Source organism: Pediococcus acidilactici (genome assembly GCF_016127815.1).
GTDB classification, from domain to species: domain Bacteria; phylum Bacillota; class Bacilli; order Lactobacillales; family Lactobacillaceae; genus Pediococcus; species Pediococcus acidilactici.
The window spans coordinates 1,127,197-1,143,488 of the sequence record NZ_CP066046.1 but is presented as its reverse complement, the minus strand read 5'-3'; the positions used below and the strand labels follow the sequence as shown (position 1 = coordinate 1,143,488).

Annotated in this window: 29 protein-coding genes; all 29 read left to right on the top strand. The window is 40.9% G+C overall.

What is annotated here, in order from left to right:
- The first annotated feature begins 86 nt into the window (after positions 1 to 86).
- The 29 genes from I6H64_RS05680 (at position 87) to I6H64_RS05540 (ending at position 16,260) form a co-directional block, all read left to right on the top strand.
- Complete coding sequence (locus I6H64_RS05680) at positions 87 to 275, top strand: helix-turn-helix domain-containing protein (protein ID WP_008842079.1); 189 nt, start codon at positions 87 to 89, stop codon at positions 273 to 275.
- Between the two features lie 112 nt (positions 276 to 387).
- The gene (locus tag I6H64_RS05675; RefSeq protein ID WP_008842078.1) at positions 388 to 1,113 is read left to right on the top strand and encodes a Rha family transcriptional regulator; all 726 of its coding nucleotides are present in this window, start codon (positions 388 to 390) and stop codon (positions 1,111 to 1,113) included.
- Positions 1,114 to 1,181: 68 nt separating this feature from the next.
- Positions 1,182 to 1,388, top strand: coding sequence for a hypothetical protein (locus I6H64_RS05670; protein WP_008842077.1), 207 nt, complete (start codon positions 1,182 to 1,184; stop codon positions 1,386 to 1,388).
- A 97-nt stretch (positions 1,389 to 1,485) separates the two neighbouring features.
- Positions 1,486 to 1,707, top strand: a complete 222-nt coding sequence (locus I6H64_RS05665) for a hypothetical protein (protein ID WP_036685683.1) — start codon at positions 1,486 to 1,488, stop codon at positions 1,705 to 1,707.
- A gap of 162 nt (positions 1,708 to 1,869) precedes the next feature.
- The gene (locus tag I6H64_RS05660) at positions 1,870 to 2,325 is read left to right on the top strand and encodes a hypothetical protein (RefSeq protein ID WP_036685680.1); all 456 of its coding nucleotides are present in this window, start codon (positions 1,870 to 1,872) and stop codon (positions 2,323 to 2,325) included.
- Positions 2,326 to 3,024: an ERF family protein gene (locus I6H64_RS05655; protein WP_008842075.1), complete on the top strand. Its 699-nt coding sequence runs from the start codon at positions 2,326 to 2,328 to the stop codon at positions 3,022 to 3,024. It abuts the gene before it with no gap.
- Entirely contained in the window at positions 3,017 to 3,442 is a 426-nt protein-coding gene (ssb, locus tag I6H64_RS05650) for a single-stranded DNA-binding protein (protein ID WP_008842074.1), read from the top strand. The genes I6H64_RS05655 and ssb overlap by 8 nt, the downstream gene beginning before the upstream one ends.
- Positions 3,443 to 3,452: 10 nt before the next feature.
- Entirely contained in the window at positions 3,453 to 4,154 is a 702-nt protein-coding gene (locus tag I6H64_RS05645; protein WP_008842073.1) for a putative HNHc nuclease, read from the top strand.
- Entirely contained in the window at positions 4,132 to 4,998 is an 867-nt protein-coding gene (locus I6H64_RS05640; protein ID WP_008842072.1) for a conserved phage C-terminal domain-containing protein, read from the top strand. The genes I6H64_RS05645 and I6H64_RS05640 overlap by 23 nt, the downstream gene beginning before the upstream one ends.
- Entirely contained in the window at positions 4,988 to 6,220 is a 1,233-nt protein-coding gene (locus I6H64_RS05635; RefSeq protein ID WP_008842071.1) for a replicative DNA helicase, read from the top strand. The genes I6H64_RS05640 and I6H64_RS05635 overlap by 11 nt, the downstream gene beginning before the upstream one ends.
- Positions 6,221 to 6,228: 8 nt before the next feature.
- On the top strand, positions 6,229 to 6,636 hold the full coding sequence (locus I6H64_RS05630; protein ID WP_232623524.1) for a hypothetical protein: 408 nt from the start codon (positions 6,229 to 6,231) through the stop codon (positions 6,634 to 6,636).
- Positions 6,633 to 7,064 carry a RusA family crossover junction endodeoxyribonuclease gene (locus I6H64_RS05625; RefSeq protein ID WP_036685676.1) on the top strand — a complete coding sequence of 144 codons (432 nt, stop codon included), beginning with the start codon at positions 6,633 to 6,635 and terminating at the stop codon, positions 7,062 to 7,064. Before I6H64_RS05630 ends, I6H64_RS05625 begins: the two co-directional genes overlap by 4 nt.
- Positions 7,064 to 7,291, top strand: coding sequence for a hypothetical protein (locus tag I6H64_RS05620; RefSeq protein WP_008842068.1), 228 nt, complete (start codon positions 7,064 to 7,066; stop codon positions 7,289 to 7,291). Before I6H64_RS05625 ends, I6H64_RS05620 begins: the two co-directional genes overlap by 1 nt.
- Positions 7,291 to 7,911, top strand: coding sequence for a hypothetical protein (locus I6H64_RS05615; RefSeq protein WP_008842067.1), 621 nt, complete (start codon positions 7,291 to 7,293; stop codon positions 7,909 to 7,911). The genes I6H64_RS05620 and I6H64_RS05615 overlap by 1 nt, the downstream gene beginning before the upstream one ends.
- Positions 7,912 to 7,941: 30 nt before the next feature.
- Positions 7,942 to 8,091: a hypothetical protein gene (locus I6H64_RS05610; RefSeq protein ID WP_008842066.1), complete on the top strand. Its 150-nt coding sequence runs from the start codon at positions 7,942 to 7,944 to the stop codon at positions 8,089 to 8,091.
- Entirely contained in the window at positions 8,078 to 8,449 is a 372-nt protein-coding gene (locus tag I6H64_RS05605; protein ID WP_036685673.1) for a hypothetical protein, read from the top strand. Before I6H64_RS05610 ends, I6H64_RS05605 begins: the two co-directional genes overlap by 14 nt.
- A gap of 169 nt (positions 8,450 to 8,618) precedes the next feature.
- The gene (locus tag I6H64_RS05600) at positions 8,619 to 9,209 is read left to right on the top strand and encodes a DUF1642 domain-containing protein (RefSeq protein WP_008842063.1); all 591 of its coding nucleotides are present in this window, start codon (positions 8,619 to 8,621) and stop codon (positions 9,207 to 9,209) included.
- Positions 9,209 to 9,637 (top strand): DUF1642 domain-containing protein, encoded by a 429-nt coding sequence (locus I6H64_RS05595; protein WP_008842062.1) that lies wholly within the window; start codon positions 9,209 to 9,211, stop codon positions 9,635 to 9,637. The genes I6H64_RS05600 and I6H64_RS05595 overlap by 1 nt, the downstream gene beginning before the upstream one ends.
- A 19-nt stretch (positions 9,638 to 9,656) precedes the next feature.
- Positions 9,657 to 9,965, top strand: a complete 309-nt coding sequence (locus I6H64_RS05590) for a hypothetical protein (RefSeq protein ID WP_036685671.1) — start codon at positions 9,657 to 9,659, stop codon at positions 9,963 to 9,965.
- On the top strand, positions 9,965 to 10,210 hold the full coding sequence (locus I6H64_RS05585) for a hypothetical protein (RefSeq protein ID WP_008842060.1): 246 nt from the start codon (positions 9,965 to 9,967) through the stop codon (positions 10,208 to 10,210). The genes I6H64_RS05590 and I6H64_RS05585 overlap by 1 nt, the downstream gene beginning before the upstream one ends.
- A gap of 4 nt (positions 10,211 to 10,214) precedes the next feature.
- Complete coding sequence (locus tag I6H64_RS05580) at positions 10,215 to 10,391, top strand: hypothetical protein (RefSeq protein WP_008842059.1); 177 nt, start codon at positions 10,215 to 10,217, stop codon at positions 10,389 to 10,391.
- A gap of 24 nt (positions 10,392 to 10,415) precedes the next feature.
- Entirely contained in the window at positions 10,416 to 10,634 is a 219-nt protein-coding gene (locus I6H64_RS05575; protein WP_036685670.1) for a hypothetical protein, read from the top strand.
- Positions 10,609 to 10,845: a hypothetical protein gene (locus I6H64_RS05570; RefSeq protein WP_036685668.1), complete on the top strand. Its 237-nt coding sequence runs from the start codon at positions 10,609 to 10,611 to the stop codon at positions 10,843 to 10,845. The genes I6H64_RS05575 and I6H64_RS05570 overlap by 26 nt, the downstream gene beginning before the upstream one ends.
- A gap of 105 nt (positions 10,846 to 10,950) precedes the next feature.
- A complete protein-coding gene (locus tag I6H64_RS05565) occupies positions 10,951 to 11,394 on the top strand; it encodes an ArpU family phage packaging/lysis transcriptional regulator (protein WP_008842057.1) in 444 nt (147 codons plus the stop codon).
- 506 nt (positions 11,395 to 11,900) lie between these two features.
- Positions 11,901 to 12,425, top strand: a complete 525-nt coding sequence (locus I6H64_RS05560; protein ID WP_008842056.1) for a terminase small subunit — start codon at positions 11,901 to 11,903, stop codon at positions 12,423 to 12,425.
- Positions 12,415 to 13,683 (top strand): PBSX family phage terminase large subunit, encoded by a 1,269-nt coding sequence (locus I6H64_RS05555; RefSeq protein WP_036685666.1) that lies wholly within the window; start codon positions 12,415 to 12,417, stop codon positions 13,681 to 13,683. Before I6H64_RS05560 ends, I6H64_RS05555 begins: the two co-directional genes overlap by 11 nt.
- Positions 13,684 to 13,803: 120 nt before the next feature.
- Positions 13,804 to 15,099, top strand: a complete 1,296-nt coding sequence (locus I6H64_RS05550; RefSeq protein WP_144235491.1) for a phage portal protein — start codon at positions 13,804 to 13,806, stop codon at positions 15,097 to 15,099.
- Positions 15,068 to 16,039, top strand: coding sequence for a minor capsid protein (locus I6H64_RS05545; protein WP_036685662.1), 972 nt, complete (start codon positions 15,068 to 15,070; stop codon positions 16,037 to 16,039). Before I6H64_RS05550 ends, I6H64_RS05545 begins: the two co-directional genes overlap by 32 nt.
- Before the next feature lie 11 nt (positions 16,040 to 16,050).
- Positions 16,051 to 16,260 (top strand): hypothetical protein, encoded by a 210-nt coding sequence (locus I6H64_RS05540; RefSeq protein WP_036685661.1) that lies wholly within the window; start codon positions 16,051 to 16,053, stop codon positions 16,258 to 16,260.
- The last annotated feature ends 32 nt before the right edge of the window (positions 16,261 to 16,292 follow it).

The following is a 16,292-nucleotide window of genomic DNA, read 5'->3' as shown; positions in this document are numbered from 1 at the left end:
ATTAAAACATTTGCATAAAATAAGCAATACATTTTAAATAAAAAGTTTACTAATCTGCTTACCAAAATGTTTTAGGAGGTGTAAATATGCCGGAAACGTTAAATGGACGTGAATTGGTTAAAAAGTATCTTGAAGAAAATGACATTGAGAGAGAAAGCATGGCAAAGGTGTTTGGGATTTCAAAGCAATATCTCGGCGAAGTTTTGAACGGCCGAAAGACTGGTAAGAAGCCTAATGAGCTGATTTTAAAAATCATCCAAGAATTTGGAATCTAGGAGGAAAGGTTATGCAGAACTTCACGACATTGATAACAGGAGCAACTTTGATAATTAATACAGCTAATTTGATCTTAATTTTGAAGATGTATCACAAGTAGGAGGAAACAAAATGAACGATTTAGTAATTATGAAAGACCAACAAGCAGTAACAACTAGCTTACAAGTAGCAGAAGTTTTCGGAAAACGACACGACAATATTTTAAGAGATATCGAAAATCTAAAAAAAGATATCCTCAATTTTGAGGAGATGTTTTCGGAAGGTACAGAACCAGATTTATACGGACGTGACCGTCGAATTTATTTCATGAATAGAGATGGATTCACATTATTAGCGATGGGATTCACCGGTAAAAAGGCATTGAAATTCAAAATTAAATACATTGAAGCTTTCAACCAGATGGAAGAAACCATTAAGGCAGAACGTATCCAATTACCAAAAACACCAATGGAAGTATTGAGATTGATGTTTGAAGCCACAGAAGAGACCAATAAGAAAGTAGACCGAATCGACAGCGACGTTGATTACTTAAAGAATAACCAGCGACTAGATCCAACGGAATATGCATATATTTCAAAACGAATTAGTAGAAAGGTCTATGAATACATTGATATGCACGGCTTGGCTCTATCAGCTCCACAACGTAGCAAACTGTACAAAGATATCAACCGAGGAATTAATGAGGTCACAGGCGTTAAGACACGTTCGCAACTTCGTCAAAAGGACTTTGATAAAGCCAATGAATTCATCAATAACTGGCAACCATCTACCGCAACGGTACAAATCATTAAAGAGATGAGTAAAGTGCCAGCGGGGCAAACAACGTTAGGAGAGTAGTTATGAGAGACGCAAAGTCATGCAACAGTATCAAAAAAGGTGGAGCAACTAGATAGGAGGTGATAAAGATGGCGGACAAGGAACGTTTGAGCGACGATAAGTTTCCGTTGCTCATGGATCGAAAAACGGTTGCTGAATATCTAGGATTTTCAGTGGCAACGGTAGACAAGGCAGTTGAATACGGTGGGCTAGACGAGGCTGTAATTAGTCCGTCTTATCTCAATCGAACATATTACATTAAGCCGAAAGTAAACAAATGGGTGGAGGGATTGTAATGAGAATCGCAATAGCAGTGTTGGTAATAGCAGGGATGTTCTACATGTTTGGTCGTTTTGGATTTAATTCATTTTTCGAGTAAGGAGGTGAGAAATAATGAAGTTAGTACGAGTTGATCATAGCAAGTACATCAACACAGATAGGATTAATGCAGTGGTTGAATACAATCCAAATGAAACACATGTTTTTACTGGTGATAGCTACGAACCTTTTGTTTTTAATCAACCAATTAAAAAAGTACTCGACGCTATTTGCGGTAGCGAGGAGCACTCGGTTGAATACGAAGATGCTGAAAACTATAGACGAGATAATAATTAGAGCATCTTCATTGGTAACGACAATACTGGAGCAAAGAAATAAATTTAACAATTGGAGTATAACACATGAACAATCAGCAGTTAAGCGCAAGCTTAGAAAGAGCTTGGGAAACAGAACGTGAAAACAAAGAAACCGAAGCTTTATTTGAAAGGGATGAACCTAATGAAGATTGACGAATTAGAAGCTAAACGAAGCAAGTTAGATCGTAAATTGCGCAAATTAAAGCACGATAAAGAAGGGATCAACATTCAAATTGACGAACTTCGCGACCAGATTAGCACGGTGGAGCAAGAGGAACTTAACTTATTTCAGGGTAGAGAACTACAAACCGCTACTTGGCGCTATGTTCGAACCGAAAGCAATCCTAGCAAACCAACATGGTGGCAAGTCACGAAAGCAAACAATGCGAAGCCTAAAGAGATTGTGCAGTCACTTTCTGGAATTGATGAAGCGTTAGTAAAACAAGAGCCTAACTTATCAGCAATTAAACGCATGGTTGCCGAAGGTCGATTTGTTCCATCAAAAAACGGGCAACTAGTCGACACAGAAACTGGAGCGCTAATCCCTTATGTAGCACGACAAAAACCAGACAAGTTATCAGTTAAGGCGGTGGACTAAATGACAACGACTAAAGCAGAACCAAAAGAAGAGGTTAAACCTAAAACATTGTACCAAAAACTACAGACAATCCATGCTAGCGCAAAGTATGTGCAGAAATCGCAACGTTCAACGCAATACAGCTATGCCGGGTCATCGGACGTATTGGGACAGATCCACGAATTAATGGATCAAGAAGGCGTGCTGCTGATTCCTCGAATTACGAGCAAAAATGTAATGACGAGTTCGAACAAGAAGGGCGCGGTGGTGTACTTTACCGAATTAATTATGACGATGACGTGGGTCAACACTGATAATCCCGAAGAAACAATTGAATGCCCATGGTATGCGCAAGGTGTTGATACCGCCGGTGAAAAGGGCGTCGGTAAGGCACTGACATACGGCGAAAAGTACTTCTTACTCAAGTTTTTCAACATCGCCACCGACGATATGGATCCCGATTCGTTTCAAAAAAATGTTGAAAGCAAAAAACAACCTGACCCAATTTCTAGCGAACAAAACGAAACACTAACGGCATTATTCAAGACAATGGCGACTGCCACTGGTAAGCCAGAGACCGTAGTTAAATCGGCGTATCTAAGTAAGGCGCACGTTGCCCATATCAATGACTTAAATTACGAGACAGCTAACCAGATGATCGTACTTGTAACCAAGCAACTGGACCACGTCAGCAAAATACAGGAGGGACACCATGATTAATCGAACAATACTAATAGGACGTTTAACTAAAGATGTTGAGCTTCGCCACACAGCTAAAGGTGATGCGGTAGCTAGTTTTACCGTGGCAGTTAACCGACAGTTTACCAACTCACAGGGTGAACGTGAAGCAGATTTCATTAACTGCGTAATGTGGCGTAAGGCAGCAGAAAACTTCGCTAAGTATACACAAAAAGGTTCGTTGGTAGGTATTGAAGGGCGGATTCAGACCCGTTCATACGAAAACCAACAAGGACAACGAGTTTATGTAACTGAGGTTGTAGCGGATAACTTCTCGTTGTTAGATTCGAAGCCAAAAGGCAACCAGCAAAATAACGCACGGCAAGCATCAACGCCAGGAGATCCATTCGCTAATGGCGGGCAGTCAATTGATATTGGTGACGATAGTTTGCCTTTCTAAGGTGATGTAAATGCAAAGAGCTAGAGCGGAACAACGAGGCAGAGATTTGATAATTCATCTTGATATACCACTGAATCAAGATCATTTAGAGACAGTCAGTGGCAGTCAAGGCGAGTTCTACGTTGATTTCGAGGTAGCAGACCCGCGGAAAGCACGAGTACAACAGCGACGGTTATTTTTCGCCCTACTCCATGATATTGAAACGTATTTCGTAGTGCCGAGTGAATTTTTAAAATCGATGTTCTATACCCAGTACGAGTTTTATACCGCAGGTAAGTCTATTAGCTTATCAGACACCACAGAATCGTCTGTGAGCGATGCTAACACATTACTAGACCTAGTTATCGATTTCATGTTCGAGTGGCATGTGCCGTTTAAGAAAGGCTATGAGCTACTTCCACGCGAAGAGCATTATTTCATTTATCAATGCTGTAGACATCGGGTCTGTCTGATTTGTGGGGAACACGCTGACATTCACCACGTCGACGTGGTCGGGCGAACGAACCGAAACAAGGTTGACCATTCAAAACGGCATGTACTACCGCTTTGCAGAGTGCATCATGGTGAAATCGAAAGCATTACGCCAGCTAAGTTTGCCGCTAAATATCACGTGCCAGTTGATGGCATCAAGTTAAGTGTCGAAGATTTGAAACGATTAGGAATTAAAGGAAACTATAGGGGTGAGCAAAATGAACAATTTACTAATCAGTGAGCCACCACTGCAGGTATTACCGTCGTTGGCGGTTGAACTAGATAACGTTGATAAGGCAATCATGCTACAGCAGATACATTATTGGTGTAGTAAATCTAACAAAGTTAAAGACGGCTATAGATGGGTCTATAACAGTGTCTCTAACTGGCATGAACAGTTTCCGTGGATTTCGGAAAAAACTATCCAACGCTATTTAAAAGATTTAGAAAGAAAAGGTTTGCTAATTACTGGAGTGTATAACAAAGCTGTTTTCGATAAGACCAAATGGTACAGAATTAATTACGAAGCGTTGGACAATTTGGGAAAACCAAAGGGACTGGCAGTCCCTACGAGTGGGACTGAGAGTCCCCTTCTGAATGGGACTGAGAGTCCCAACCAATACCATAGACTACCAGAGACTACTACAGAGACTAACAATAATATGTCGGACAATAAGTCCGACCAGAAAGAAAAAGTTGATTATGGGAAGTTTATTGAATGGTTCAATCAGAAGACTGGTAAGAGATTTAAAAACGTTGAATCCAATCGAAAAATCATAAGGGCAAGAATCAATGAAGGATATTCCAAATCTGAATTGGCCAAAGTTGTTGAGTTCAAAAGCAAACAATGGAAAGACGATCCAAAGATGAATCCATACCTAAGAATCACAACGATATTTGCACCAAGTCATTTTGGTAATTATCTTAACGAAGCAAATGGATATTCGAAGAGTAGCAACATTTCAACTACAACTACTAGCGATGGTCAACGTGCAGGTAAAAGCATTGAAGAGATTGAAGCCGAAAGGGCTAATCACTTAAAAAAAATCGAAGAACGAGCAAGGGAGAAATTAAATGAACACTGATATTGAACGGGGAGTAATTGGCTCCCTCCTGAACCACCCGGAAAAGGTGGGAGCCGTTGCACTTAATGAAGAATGGTTCGGTTACGAAGACTACCGACTAATCTATAAAGCAATCAAAGAGACAACCGGCCACGACATATTAGATGTTTATGGTAAGTACAATCAATTGACTAAAAAAGCCATGGACTTTCGGACATTTAAGCAGATTGTGGACGAAGCACCAGCAGTTAGCCAACTTAACAATGACATTAGTTTAATGAGGAAGTTAGCTTACAAACGTGAACTAAGCTCAGCTATTAAAGATTACCAAGCTAATCCATTTTCGGAAAATGAAGAAAAAATCCGGGAGATTTTAGCTAAGAATCAAACGCTAGAAGCTACAGACGACGGAAAACTTGATGAAGCAGCTGCCGAGTTAGCAGACGCCTTAACTCATCCCAAACCACGCGGAATTAAGACGTTTACGCAACTTGATAAGTCACTTGGTGGAGGACTCTACGGCTCAATGCTGTTAACGATTGGTGCTAGACCTTCTACAGGTAAAACAGCGTTCTCTGTAAACCTAGCTTATCAAGCTATGAAAAATGACAAAGAAGTTGAAGTCGATTTCTTCACGCTTGAAATGAATAAACAGGAAATGCTTAATCGTTTCGTGTCTCGAATGACCGGGGTTTCAAGCAGTACATTGCGATCCAACGCAGACAAACTAAATGGCATCCTTAAAAAGTTGGTTAACCAGTCTACAAGTCAATTATTAGCGTCTAAATTGCGCGTATACGACGGTTTAGAAACGTTAGGTGAAATAGTCCAGACGATTCGAAAAAACGCGTCTAGGGCAAAGCAAGGCAAGTATATGGCAATTATTGATTACATTGGGCTAGTCAAAGTTCCAAACGTTAAAGAACGCTACATCGAGGTTGGCGAGGTAACACGAGAGCTTAAGCGACTAACTAACGAGTTCAACATCCCAATCGTAGCCCTATCCCAATTATCTCGTGGAATTGAAAATCGGAACGATAAGACACCAGTGCTATCCGACTTACGAGAATCGGGAAGTATTGAACAAGATTCTAACGTAGTCGCATTCCTTCATCGACCAGAATCAGTCAACGATGATCACGTTGTGCAGTTATCCATTCGTAAAAACCGTGAAGGAGAGCTAGCGGATATTAACTTTACCTTTATTGGCGAAGAGATGACTTTCAAAGAGGTGGCAATCTAGTGGCTTACATGGACTACCGCGAGTATCAAGCGATTATGAAAGAGAACGGCTATAAAGAATCTAAAGCGGTCAAGCTGTTTCTAAAACGAGCGGCAGCATTCAATAAGCGGAAGAAGATTCTGATGAGACGAGAAGAAGCCGACTGTGGTAACAGAATTTTGAATCAATATATCAACCAAACCGAAGAACAACGCTGGAAGGCTGTGTGGGATGCTATTGATTGTGCCGAGGTTGAAAAGCGTCAAGGCTTTATGTTTTTTGAAGACGGCGGAGGAGACAAGTTTATGGATGTAATGATTACTCAATATAAGGGCGATTTAAGCCGTATGACGGCAGTTGAGAAGGCTACCTATAAATACTACGAGTTATTAGATGAAATGGCTAAGAGAGCACGAGAGGGGGCTTTAGCGAGTTGATAAGAATAGAAGTACCGGGGGAGCCAGTCCCACAAGGACGACCTAGATTTAGTGGACGTGGGGGATTCGTCCGAAGCTATGACCCGCCCAAGTCGAGAGAATACAAGAAAAAAGTGGCTGCGGCGGTTAAGAATCAGTATCACGGTGACCCGGTAGATTACGCAGTGCACGTGCAACTTTCAATTTACCGACCGATTCAGAAAAGCCTATCAAAAAAAGAACGTGAAATGAGGCTCTTAGGCTTCCATAGACCCGTTGTTAAAGGTGACATAGATAATTACTTTAAAGCAGTAACGGACGCCTGTACGGGGCTCCTATGGGTCGATGACGCGCAAATAGTTAGCACTAAAACTAACAAGTATTACTCAGAAGATCCGCATGTTGAAATGTTGGTCATGCCAGCAGATTTAGATTTGGAGGAAAAATAATGAAAGATAACAGTTTTGAATTTTCAGCAAACATGAAGAAGGTAACTCTAGATAAAAATGGAGCACAAGTTTTATTGACTGTAGAAGATACTGATTTTCTTGAAGTAGCAAATCAATTAAGTAATACCGCAGGTGACGATGTGTTAGTTAAGATTACGCCTAAGCAAATGGGATTAAATACAGACGAGCCACAAGAAGCAGAAGGACAAAAGGAGTTGTTAGACTAATGTGGCAATTAATCGGAGTCAACAGCAAAGAGGTTTATGGAGAAAGCGAACATAAGTCAGACCTACATAAGTGGATGCTTAAGACCTACACAAAATATGAGGATGATCGTAAGGATAGCGTTTACATGGACATGCCTGAACCGATGCGTTATGTGAAGGTTGGTGCACCTGTTAAGCAAGCCGATATTGAACAAGAGCTATTGGATTGTGGCGACTACGAAGGTTTTCGTAAAGCTCGTGGATTGAGCATCTCAAAAATTAAAAAGCGTAAGTACATTGGTGAGGTTAGCGTGATGAAGCACAAGATGAAGGTAGCCCGGCAGAGCCTGCTTCCAGAAATGCTTGACACAAGCCTTAGTTATGCTGACATTGCATGGAAACTAGGCGTTGAAGTTCAGACAATCTATTCAGACCTAAGGGAACTCGGAATTAAAATCGACAAAAGCAAAAGCAAAAATACGCCGAAAAAATGGACTAAAAAGGAAGACGCGCTTCTAATTGCCGAAAGAAACAAGGGCACAAAGTTTGATGAAATTGCCGAAAAATTAGGCATGAAAAGATCTAACGTTACCAGTCACTGGTACAAGCTATGTAAAAAGAAGGTGTCCGCAAGCGATTAAGCTAGTAATTGAAATGGAGGTTGAGGAGTTATGACGGCAGAGGAAATTGTTAGAGAAATCTATGGCAATGACTATACGATTGATGGTTTAAAACGCATTGAAAAAGCAGTAGTCGACGAACAGGAACATTGGCGAAAAAAGCAATTTGAAAAGGAGATTGAAAAAGATGTATTTGATTAAGCTCACAGGAACTAATAGATATTATCGTAGGCTAGGAAATCAAGTCCACCAATATGTGGGTATTGAAGATGCCACGGTATTTAGAAAATGGAAGCAAGCAAAACAGAAAGCGGACATCTTACACGCTGCGATTAGTCCGATCGGTGAGCAGGTTAACTTCGAAGTTGAACAGCACAAGTTCTACATATTGAAGAATAAGGACGATAAAGGCTACATGAACCAAGTGTCATGGACAGCACCGAAAGAAGAAGCCAAGCTGTTTGCTGAAAAAGAAGCGGCGTTAAAAGAAGCCAAAGAGATTGCGGTTGGTATGGCTAAGGTAGGCATCGACATTGAATTTGAACCGGAGGAAATCTAATTATGTTCATGTTGTGGTATTTCTCATGTGTATTTTGGCTGTTGCCGGCAACATTAATCGGGCATGTGGTGCATAGTGGGCTGATTGGCGTAGCAATCTTTATAGCAGCGATCATTTCACAAACTTGGATTAGCGGGATTGCTTATTTGATTAAAGGAGGAAATTAATAATGAATATCAAAACATTTAAAAAAGGAATCGAGCGGAATTATCTACGTTCAAAGAGAATGCTCAGACTCAACCCACACGACGACTTTTCAAAGGGATTCTCTGAAGCTTTAGAAGGCGTACAAGGTATGTATCCATTGTTAAATGAGTCTGGAAAGGTAAAAATCCCAGAATATGTAGCAAAGTATTTAGAATGGATGCGGGATGTTAATCAATTTAATGATCCCTATATTATTTTAAACTCAATCATGAGCGGTATGTGCGCAGAGACTGATGTGGAGAAAGAAGGTAGCCAAACGGCTCATTGGTTAGAGGATAGGCCTAAGAACATCAAAACATTTGTTGAAGCTTGTACCAATGGATACGAGGTTAAGAAAGATCCTAAATATCGAGTTAGGGTAAAGGGAATAGGACCGGGTAAAAAGAATGTCCTTCGATGTCGTATGTGCACTAAATCGTTTGAGCTGGCCGGACCAACCGGAACGAACGGTTTTAAGACAGAATTCACTAAAAAGTGGCTAAAAGATAACTGGCCAGAATACGAATCCTATCATAACGCTGGATTGCTTGAGTTCGAGGGGGTAGAAGACTAATGAAAGTTAGAGAATTATACAACAATTCCGTAAATTGTGAGAAGAGTCTAACAGACCAAATTAATGAATTCATTGAAGATAAAAAGGTAATTGATATTAAGTACACTGTGAACGGATATGATCCCTTAGATTTTCCTTTTGTTTCTGCATTAGTTATGTATGAGGATGAAACGGTAAAAAGGGAAAAAGTACAGTTGTCAAAACATGTAGCAGACTGGTTAGATTACTGTAAATCATCATCTCGTTCCTTACAATATGCTATTGATCACGTAACAGCATATAAGGAAAACAATCCGGTGGCTGCGGCTTATTTAGCAAGGGGAGACGAACATTTATTAACGTTTGTGCGTGCTTGGTTTGAAGGTTTTACGATTGAAAATAATAAAGAGAATGGTGTTTGTGACCAAAAGCCAGCAGAAAACCAGTAGAAAAACGGAGGAATAGTAAATGACTGAAATAAATCCGATTACAAAATTAAATGAATTTTCAAAATATGAAATCCCCAAAAGCCGTATGACTGTGGGATTACAAAACAAATATAGATTTCCTAATGATTATGGTGCAAGCCTGATATACGCTCCGGGTAGTTATGGTTTGGATTTAGCTGTGTTAGATTTTAGTGTTAACCCAGAGGGCGATTTAGAATACGGTACACCAATTACTAACGATGTACTTGGCCATTTGACCTGGGAAAAAGCTGTGGAAGCCCTAATTAAAATTAAAAGTCTACCAAGCAATAAAACGGAGGGCGAATAATGTTAAAAGAATACCGTAAAACAGCAACCATCAAGGCTGAACAGTTCGACGGCTCAAAAGAGATGATGGACAAATATCATCTAATAGAAAGAGTATGGTCAGCTGGTATTCATGAATATCTTATTGATACCAAGGAGGGCTTAATGGAACTATGGATCGGAGATTGGATTGCTACAGGCGTTGAGGGTGAGCATTGGGCCATTGCTGACGACATTTTCAGAAAGACGTACGAAGAGGTGGAATAAGTCGGTGTTAAAAGAGGTAATTAAGATATTTGTCTTAGTTGATTTAGCAGTAATCAATTTTGGAATAGCACCAGCGGCAGTTATTATTTATTGTGGAGAGCCTTGGTTTTCATTGTTTATGGCGCTGTGGTGGTTCCCTACCGTAATAATAGTGGCTAAATTAATTGCGGAACAATGGTAAGGGAAAGTAAGTGAGAAAGCAAAAATGAAAAATGCATATGTAGTTAAACTGGGGAATCTATATGTATATGAGGTCGGTAATGACTTGCTCGGTAATCCGTATTACAGAATGACAAGCATTGCAAGAGAAGCTTGCTACCTAGATTACAACAAGGCGAAAGAAACGGCAGAATCAATTGGTGGCAAGGTTTATAAAGTTGTTTTAGAGGAGGTCAAAAATGAAGGTAAGATATGTTTACGCTAATTTTGAAAACAAGGTAAAACGAATATTGGAAAGATGGACCCAATACTTATGTCAGTACCATAAGGGGGAAGCAAAGGACGTTGGGAACGGATTTTCGTCACGTATTGTCCTTGATGACCGTGGCTATAAAGTTATTTTCAAAAAAGAAAATGCAGTTGTTGATAGCTTGAGAATTAAATATTGCCCATTTTGTGGCAAAAAACTAGAGTAACGGGTAAATTAACATAGATGAATGATGTTAATAAAAAGAGCACTCCGCAGACGTGCCCTCGATCTAATAATCTCAACAACATTATTATAACAGGAGTGACGGGGCATGGCATTATTACCAGAATTAGATAGAGAACAGACCAAGTATAACGCAAGAAAAATATTGTCTAAATACCGTAAGTACAAAGCTTACATCAATGCTCCGGTTAACCCGAAAGTTACCGCCAGCTTTGGTGATGGGGCACCAAGTGCAACGGCACCAGCTCCAGAATATGTTGAGCAGAGAATGATTAATGCCGAAAAAGGCAAAGTGTTCTGTAAATGGGTAGATTGGGCAATCAACAGTTGCAGAAAGTATCATTACCGTGAATTACTTAAAATTGTCTATTGTGAAGGCTACGAGGAAGACCACGGCTACTACATGGACGTGTTAATGCAACGATTGCCTGACAGGTATTACAACATGTCATCGACCACTTATTTTAATTGGCATGAAGCGGCACTGTTAGATGTAGCTGAAAGGCTGGAGTGCCAAGCTTTTGTAAAATAAAAAAAGTGGAGTAAATCTGGAGTAAATTTGGAGTAAAACTTGAGTACTTTTGGAGTTAGTATCCGTTATATTGGTAGTATCGAAAGATGTAAGGCAGATGGTTCGGCGAACTTCCGTTTCAACAAATTCAATCAAGGAAAGGCATGTTACATTTGTCGCAGGGTTCGATTCCTTGCTGTCTTATTACTGGTGTATTTGACGTAGTTGGTAGCTACGGAAATATAAATACAAAGGAAGTCCAGTGATATATCGTTTTGGGATATATTAAAGGCTGGCATAAGTCCTACTCGGATGCCATCGGGGACAACTACCAGTGAGATGTGGCGGAATAAGGTAGACGCTATCCGAAGCTAAGGTTGAGAGAAGCCAAGAACATGTAGGAGAGTACAAAATCCAGTATATGTAAGGTGCAAATCCTTACCATCTCATAGTTATAACGCTAAGGTCACATAACTTAATTGTTGTGTGACTTTTTATTTTACTTAAAGGAGGTGTGGTGATATGTAATGAAACTAACAGCTAAACAAAAGAAGTTTGCAGACAATTATATCAAGACTGGCAATGCTACTCAATCGGCAATTGATGCTGGTTATAGCAAGAAGACAGCGCCAACGATTGCAAGTGAAAACCTAATAAAACCTAATATTAAAGCGTACATTGATAAAAAGATGCGAGAGATTGAATCAGACCGCATTATGGACGCACAGGAAGCTTTAGAGTTCCTTACTAATGTAGTTAGAGGGAAAGAACTTGAAACGAAGGTAGTCACCACACAGTATGATGTAAGCACAGTGAAGGTGCCTGCTGATGTTAAGACTAAGATTAGCGCTGCTAAGGAAATCCTTAAACGTTATCCTGATAACGACAAGCTACTTGAACAGCAGATTCGTAAGATCACCGCCGAAGCTGATATAGCCGAAGCACGGGCTAAGGAACTTGAACCAGAATCCGGTGCAGATGATAACGATGGGTTTATTAGAGCTTTGAAGAACAGTGCTAGAAACGTTTGGGGTGATGATAATGAAGCTTAAGACTAACGTGTTCCATTTCACTCAATTTTCGAAAAAGCAATTGCAAGTGTTGACCTGGTGGGTTAATCCTAGCACCAAGGATAATGAAGCCATAATTTGTGATGGCTCGGTTCGTGCGGGTAAGACGGTCATTATGTCGCTATCTTACGTCATGTGGGCGATGCATACGTTTGACGGTCAACAGTTAGGCATGGCGGGCAAAACCATTGGTTCGTTTAGACGTAATGTACTACGCCCATTAAAACAGATGCTCGCAGGCAGAGGATACAAAGTAATTGACCATCGTACTGATAACATGTTTGAAGTTGTCAAGAACGGTAAGGCCAATTACTTTTTTATTTTCGGTGGAAAAGACGAAGCTAGCCAAGACCTGGTACAAGGGTTGACTGCTGCAGGTTTCTTTTTTGACGAAGTGGCATTGATGCCACAATCATTTGTTAACCAAGCAACGGCTCGTGTGTCTGTGTCTGGTGGTAAATATTGGTTTAACATGAACCCGGAAGGCCCCTATCACTGGTTTAAAATGAATTGGATTGATGACCTAAAAGGTAAGCGGGCGTTGCGGATTCATTTCCGAATGGAGGACAACCCCTCGCTTAGCGAAGATGTTATCGACCGTTACAAGCGGAATTATTCAGGCGTGTTTTACCAACGCTACATCTTAGGCTTGTGGGTAATGTCCGAAGGCGTTATCTACGACAACTTTAATCGCGACACAATGGTCGTTGATAAGCCACCAGAACGGTGTACTAAATACTATGTGTCGATTGATTATGGTACCCAAAACCCTACAGTATTCTTGCTGTGGGGTTTTTATGATGGCGTTTGGTATTGTTTAAAAGAATATTACTATGACGGACGGCACAGCTCGCGTCAAAAAACCGATGACCAGTATGCCGATGACTTGGATAATTTTGTTGGTGAGTTAAATGCAAAGGTTATTATTGACCCTTCGGCAGCATCATTTATTGCCGTGTTAAGAAGCAGGCATTACCGTATTATCCGTGCTGATAATGACGTGCTGAATGGGATACGCGAGACGCAATCAGCGATGAACAATGGTCTGATTAAGTTTACGCCGAACTTGAAGAATGTCTTCAAAGAACTTGCTTCATACGTCTGGGACGAGAAAGCGTCGAACCGCGGTGAAGATAAGGTAGTCAAGGAACACGACCACGCCATGGACGCAATGCGGTACTTCGTCTACATGGTAATCAGACGCAAAGAAGTTAAAGTAATCAGAAACAATTACATTTAGGAGGTGATCGCAATTCAAAGCTTAAGTGAAGATGTGTATGTGACAGACAACAATTCATTGGTGTATCCAGCCGACAAAGAGCTAACTGGTGAAGCCGTTGAGAGCTTTATCATTCAGCATATGTACATTGCTAACCATTATAAGGAGCTACGCAAAGAGTACATCGGAGACCACGACATTCTGCATAAGGATACACACCGTGGCAATCGACCGGACAATCGGTTAGTTGGTAATATGGCGCACTATATTGTTGAAACATTCAATGGCTTTTTCATCGGTAATCCCCCAAAGATTACATTGGATGATGAAACTGACAACGCGAAATTGAAGCAATGGAATGACACTAACTCGCTACAAGACAAGCTATCAGAGATTAGCCGTCAGGTAGACATCTATGGTCGTTCGATTGCTTTTTTGTATCAGAATGAGGATAGCGAAACGTGTGTTCAGTATGCCAGCCCGATTTCAGCGTTCATTATCTACGATGACACGGTCGATATGAACCCGCTCGCATTCGTCAACTACTATTACATCAACAATGAACTGCACGGCACAGTTATCACCGACGAAGCTATCTATGACCTAACGGATTCGTTCAAGATGAAAGACGGCAAGGTTAATCCTTACAAGGCAGTACCTGCAGTTGAGTTCTTCCAGAATGAAGAACGGCAGGGCATCATTGACAACGTCGAAACGCTAATCAATGCGCTAGATAATACGTTAAGTCAGAAGGCTAACCAAAACGAATACTTCGACAACACATATATGTACGTGTTCGGGGCGGAGCTACCAGAAGATAAGGACGGTAAGCCGTTGTTTGATTTAGAAGGCAACCAAATTATCTATTCGGGTGATGCGGCTTCTGTTGATGCTAAGATTGGGTTTCTTGACAAGCCAGACGGCGACGCAATGCAAGAGCACCTACTCGACCGGCTAACCAATATGATCTATCAGATTAGTATGGTGGCAAATATGAACGATGAATCTTTTGCTGGCAACAGTTCGGGAGTAGCGCTGGAGTACAAGCTTTTACCTATGAAGAACTTGGCTATGAACAAGGAACGAAAGTTTACACAATCGTTACGCAAACTCTACAAGCTTATATTTAGCGCTGGCACAGTACTCCAAGAAAGTAAAGCGGATGAGTGGCAGAACCTTAGTTTTCAATTTAACCGCAATCTACCAGTTAACATGGCGGATGCGGCTAATACAGCGAAGTCACTTGAGGGCATTGTAAGTAAGGAAACACAGCTCTCTACATTGCCGTTCGTTGATGATGCTAAGGACGAGATTACACGGATGCAAAAGGAACAGGCGGAGAATATCAAGAATTCGCTGGACGCAACCAGTAATCTAACCGACCAACAGAAAGCTGGTGTAGGTAATGAGCCAGAAACAACTGAACAAGAAGACTAGGCAATACTGGCAGAAGCGCGAGGCAGAGGAACGCAAGTGGATTGAATCCAACATCAAAACTGATAAAGACTTCGATAGGTTTCTCCAGGAGCATTACGACACGTTGCTAGATGGCATTAACAAGGACATCAGCGAGCAGTACACCCGGTATGCTAAGCGGGAAGGCTACACGCTTGCCGAAGCGCGGAAGAAAGTTGCTCAAGAAGATGTTAAGGCATTTTCTAACCAAGCCAAGAAGCTGGTAGCAAAAGCGAGAGATATCTTCAAAAGGAAAGGCAAAGTGGAATATGCCGACTTTTCAGACGAAGTCAACACTCGATTACGCTTGTACAATGCTACAATGCGCATTAATCGTTTAGAGATGCTCAAAGCCCAGATAGGTTTAGAAATGATTGACACTAACATGGATATTTACAGTGCAATGACTGACCGACTTAACGATGAGTATGTAGACGAGTTAAAACGGCAGGCTGGTATCTTATCCGATTCAGCTGGAGCAGTTAAAGTGGCTGAAACGTCTAGCATTGTAATGGCGTCTACAGGTAATGCTAATTTTAGTGAACGTTTATGGGCTAATAGCGACATTTTTAAAGCTAAATTAGACCAACTGCTAACTAAACAGATGGTACAAGGATTGAATCCTAAGGTGATTGCCAGAGATTTGAAGCCTTATCTCAAAGCAGAGGTCAACAACGCCAGATACGTAACCGAACGACTAGCACGGACTGAATCAGCTAGGGTACAGACACAGGCACAGTTACGAAGCTTTAAGAAGTACCATATCAAGTCGTGCAAATGGCATGCAGAACCGTCTGCTTGTAAAGTGTGCCGTGAGATTGCTTCTACTGATGAAGGTGTCTATTCGACTGATGATGTACCAGATTTACCAGCACACCCTAATTGCAGATGTAGTATTTCAGCGTGGCATGACAAAGAATAGGAGAATGCAATATGGATTTTAAAGATTTTTTGTCGATGGATAATGTTGAAAAAATTAAGCTTATTAGAAGCTATATTAGACAAGCTGGTTTTGAAAATCCTGACCAATATATTGGCGTATGTGTGGCAGTGATAGATCAATTTAACGAATGCAAATCTGATAATGAGATTCAAAAGAGAATTTCAGAAATTACAAGAGAGACATGGGGACGTGTGCGATGACTAATCACGGTCACCGCTATTTTTATGCTCTT

Coding starts and splice junctions, on each gene's coding strand:
- I6H64_RS05680 (WP_008842079.1), top strand. CDS start 87: ATGCCGGAAACGTTAAATGGACGTGAATTGGTTAAAAAGTATCTTGAA.
- I6H64_RS05675 (WP_008842078.1), top strand. CDS start 388: ATGAACGATTTAGTAATTATGAAAGACCAACAAGCAGTAACAACTAGC.
- I6H64_RS05670 (WP_008842077.1), top strand. CDS start 1,182: ATGGCGGACAAGGAACGTTTGAGCGACGATAAGTTTCCGTTGCTCATG.
- I6H64_RS05665 (WP_036685683.1), top strand. CDS start 1,486: ATGAAGTTAGTACGAGTTGATCATAGCAAGTACATCAACACAGATAGG.
- I6H64_RS05660 (WP_036685680.1), top strand. CDS start 1,870: ATGAAGATTGACGAATTAGAAGCTAAACGAAGCAAGTTAGATCGTAAA.
- I6H64_RS05655 (WP_008842075.1), top strand. CDS start 2,326: ATGACAACGACTAAAGCAGAACCAAAAGAAGAGGTTAAACCTAAAACA.
- ssb (WP_008842074.1), top strand. CDS start 3,017: ATGATTAATCGAACAATACTAATAGGACGTTTAACTAAAGATGTTGAG.
- I6H64_RS05645 (WP_008842073.1), top strand. CDS start 3,453: ATGCAAAGAGCTAGAGCGGAACAACGAGGCAGAGATTTGATAATTCAT.
- I6H64_RS05640 (WP_008842072.1), top strand. CDS start 4,132: ATGAACAATTTACTAATCAGTGAGCCACCACTGCAGGTATTACCGTCG.
- I6H64_RS05635 (WP_008842071.1), top strand. CDS start 4,988: ATGAACACTGATATTGAACGGGGAGTAATTGGCTCCCTCCTGAACCAC.
- I6H64_RS05630 (WP_232623524.1), top strand. CDS start 6,229: ATGGACTACCGCGAGTATCAAGCGATTATGAAAGAGAACGGCTATAAA.
- I6H64_RS05620 (WP_008842068.1), top strand. CDS start 7,064: ATGAAAGATAACAGTTTTGAATTTTCAGCAAACATGAAGAAGGTAACT.
- I6H64_RS05615 (WP_008842067.1), top strand. CDS start 7,291: ATGTGGCAATTAATCGGAGTCAACAGCAAAGAGGTTTATGGAGAAAGC.
- I6H64_RS05610 (WP_008842066.1), top strand. CDS start 7,942: ATGACGGCAGAGGAAATTGTTAGAGAAATCTATGGCAATGACTATACG.
- I6H64_RS05605 (WP_036685673.1), top strand. CDS start 8,078: ATGTATTTGATTAAGCTCACAGGAACTAATAGATATTATCGTAGGCTA.
- I6H64_RS05600 (WP_008842063.1), top strand. CDS start 8,619: ATGAATATCAAAACATTTAAAAAAGGAATCGAGCGGAATTATCTACGT.
- I6H64_RS05595 (WP_008842062.1), top strand. CDS start 9,209: ATGAAAGTTAGAGAATTATACAACAATTCCGTAAATTGTGAGAAGAGT.
- I6H64_RS05590 (WP_036685671.1), top strand. CDS start 9,657: ATGACTGAAATAAATCCGATTACAAAATTAAATGAATTTTCAAAATAT.
- I6H64_RS05585 (WP_008842060.1), top strand. CDS start 9,965: ATGTTAAAAGAATACCGTAAAACAGCAACCATCAAGGCTGAACAGTTC.
- I6H64_RS05575 (WP_036685670.1), top strand. CDS start 10,416: ATGAAAAATGCATATGTAGTTAAACTGGGGAATCTATATGTATATGAG.
- I6H64_RS05570 (WP_036685668.1), top strand. CDS start 10,609: ATGAAGGTAAGATATGTTTACGCTAATTTTGAAAACAAGGTAAAACGA.
- I6H64_RS05565 (WP_008842057.1), top strand. CDS start 10,951: ATGGCATTATTACCAGAATTAGATAGAGAACAGACCAAGTATAACGCA.
- I6H64_RS05560 (WP_008842056.1), top strand. CDS start 11,901: ATGAAACTAACAGCTAAACAAAAGAAGTTTGCAGACAATTATATCAAG.
- I6H64_RS05555 (WP_036685666.1), top strand. CDS start 12,415: ATGAAGCTTAAGACTAACGTGTTCCATTTCACTCAATTTTCGAAAAAG.
- I6H64_RS05550 (WP_144235491.1), top strand. CDS start 13,804: ATGTACATTGCTAACCATTATAAGGAGCTACGCAAAGAGTACATCGGA.
- I6H64_RS05545 (WP_036685662.1), top strand. CDS start 15,068: ATGAGCCAGAAACAACTGAACAAGAAGACTAGGCAATACTGGCAGAAG.
- I6H64_RS05540 (WP_036685661.1), top strand. CDS start 16,051: ATGGATTTTAAAGATTTTTTGTCGATGGATAATGTTGAAAAAATTAAG.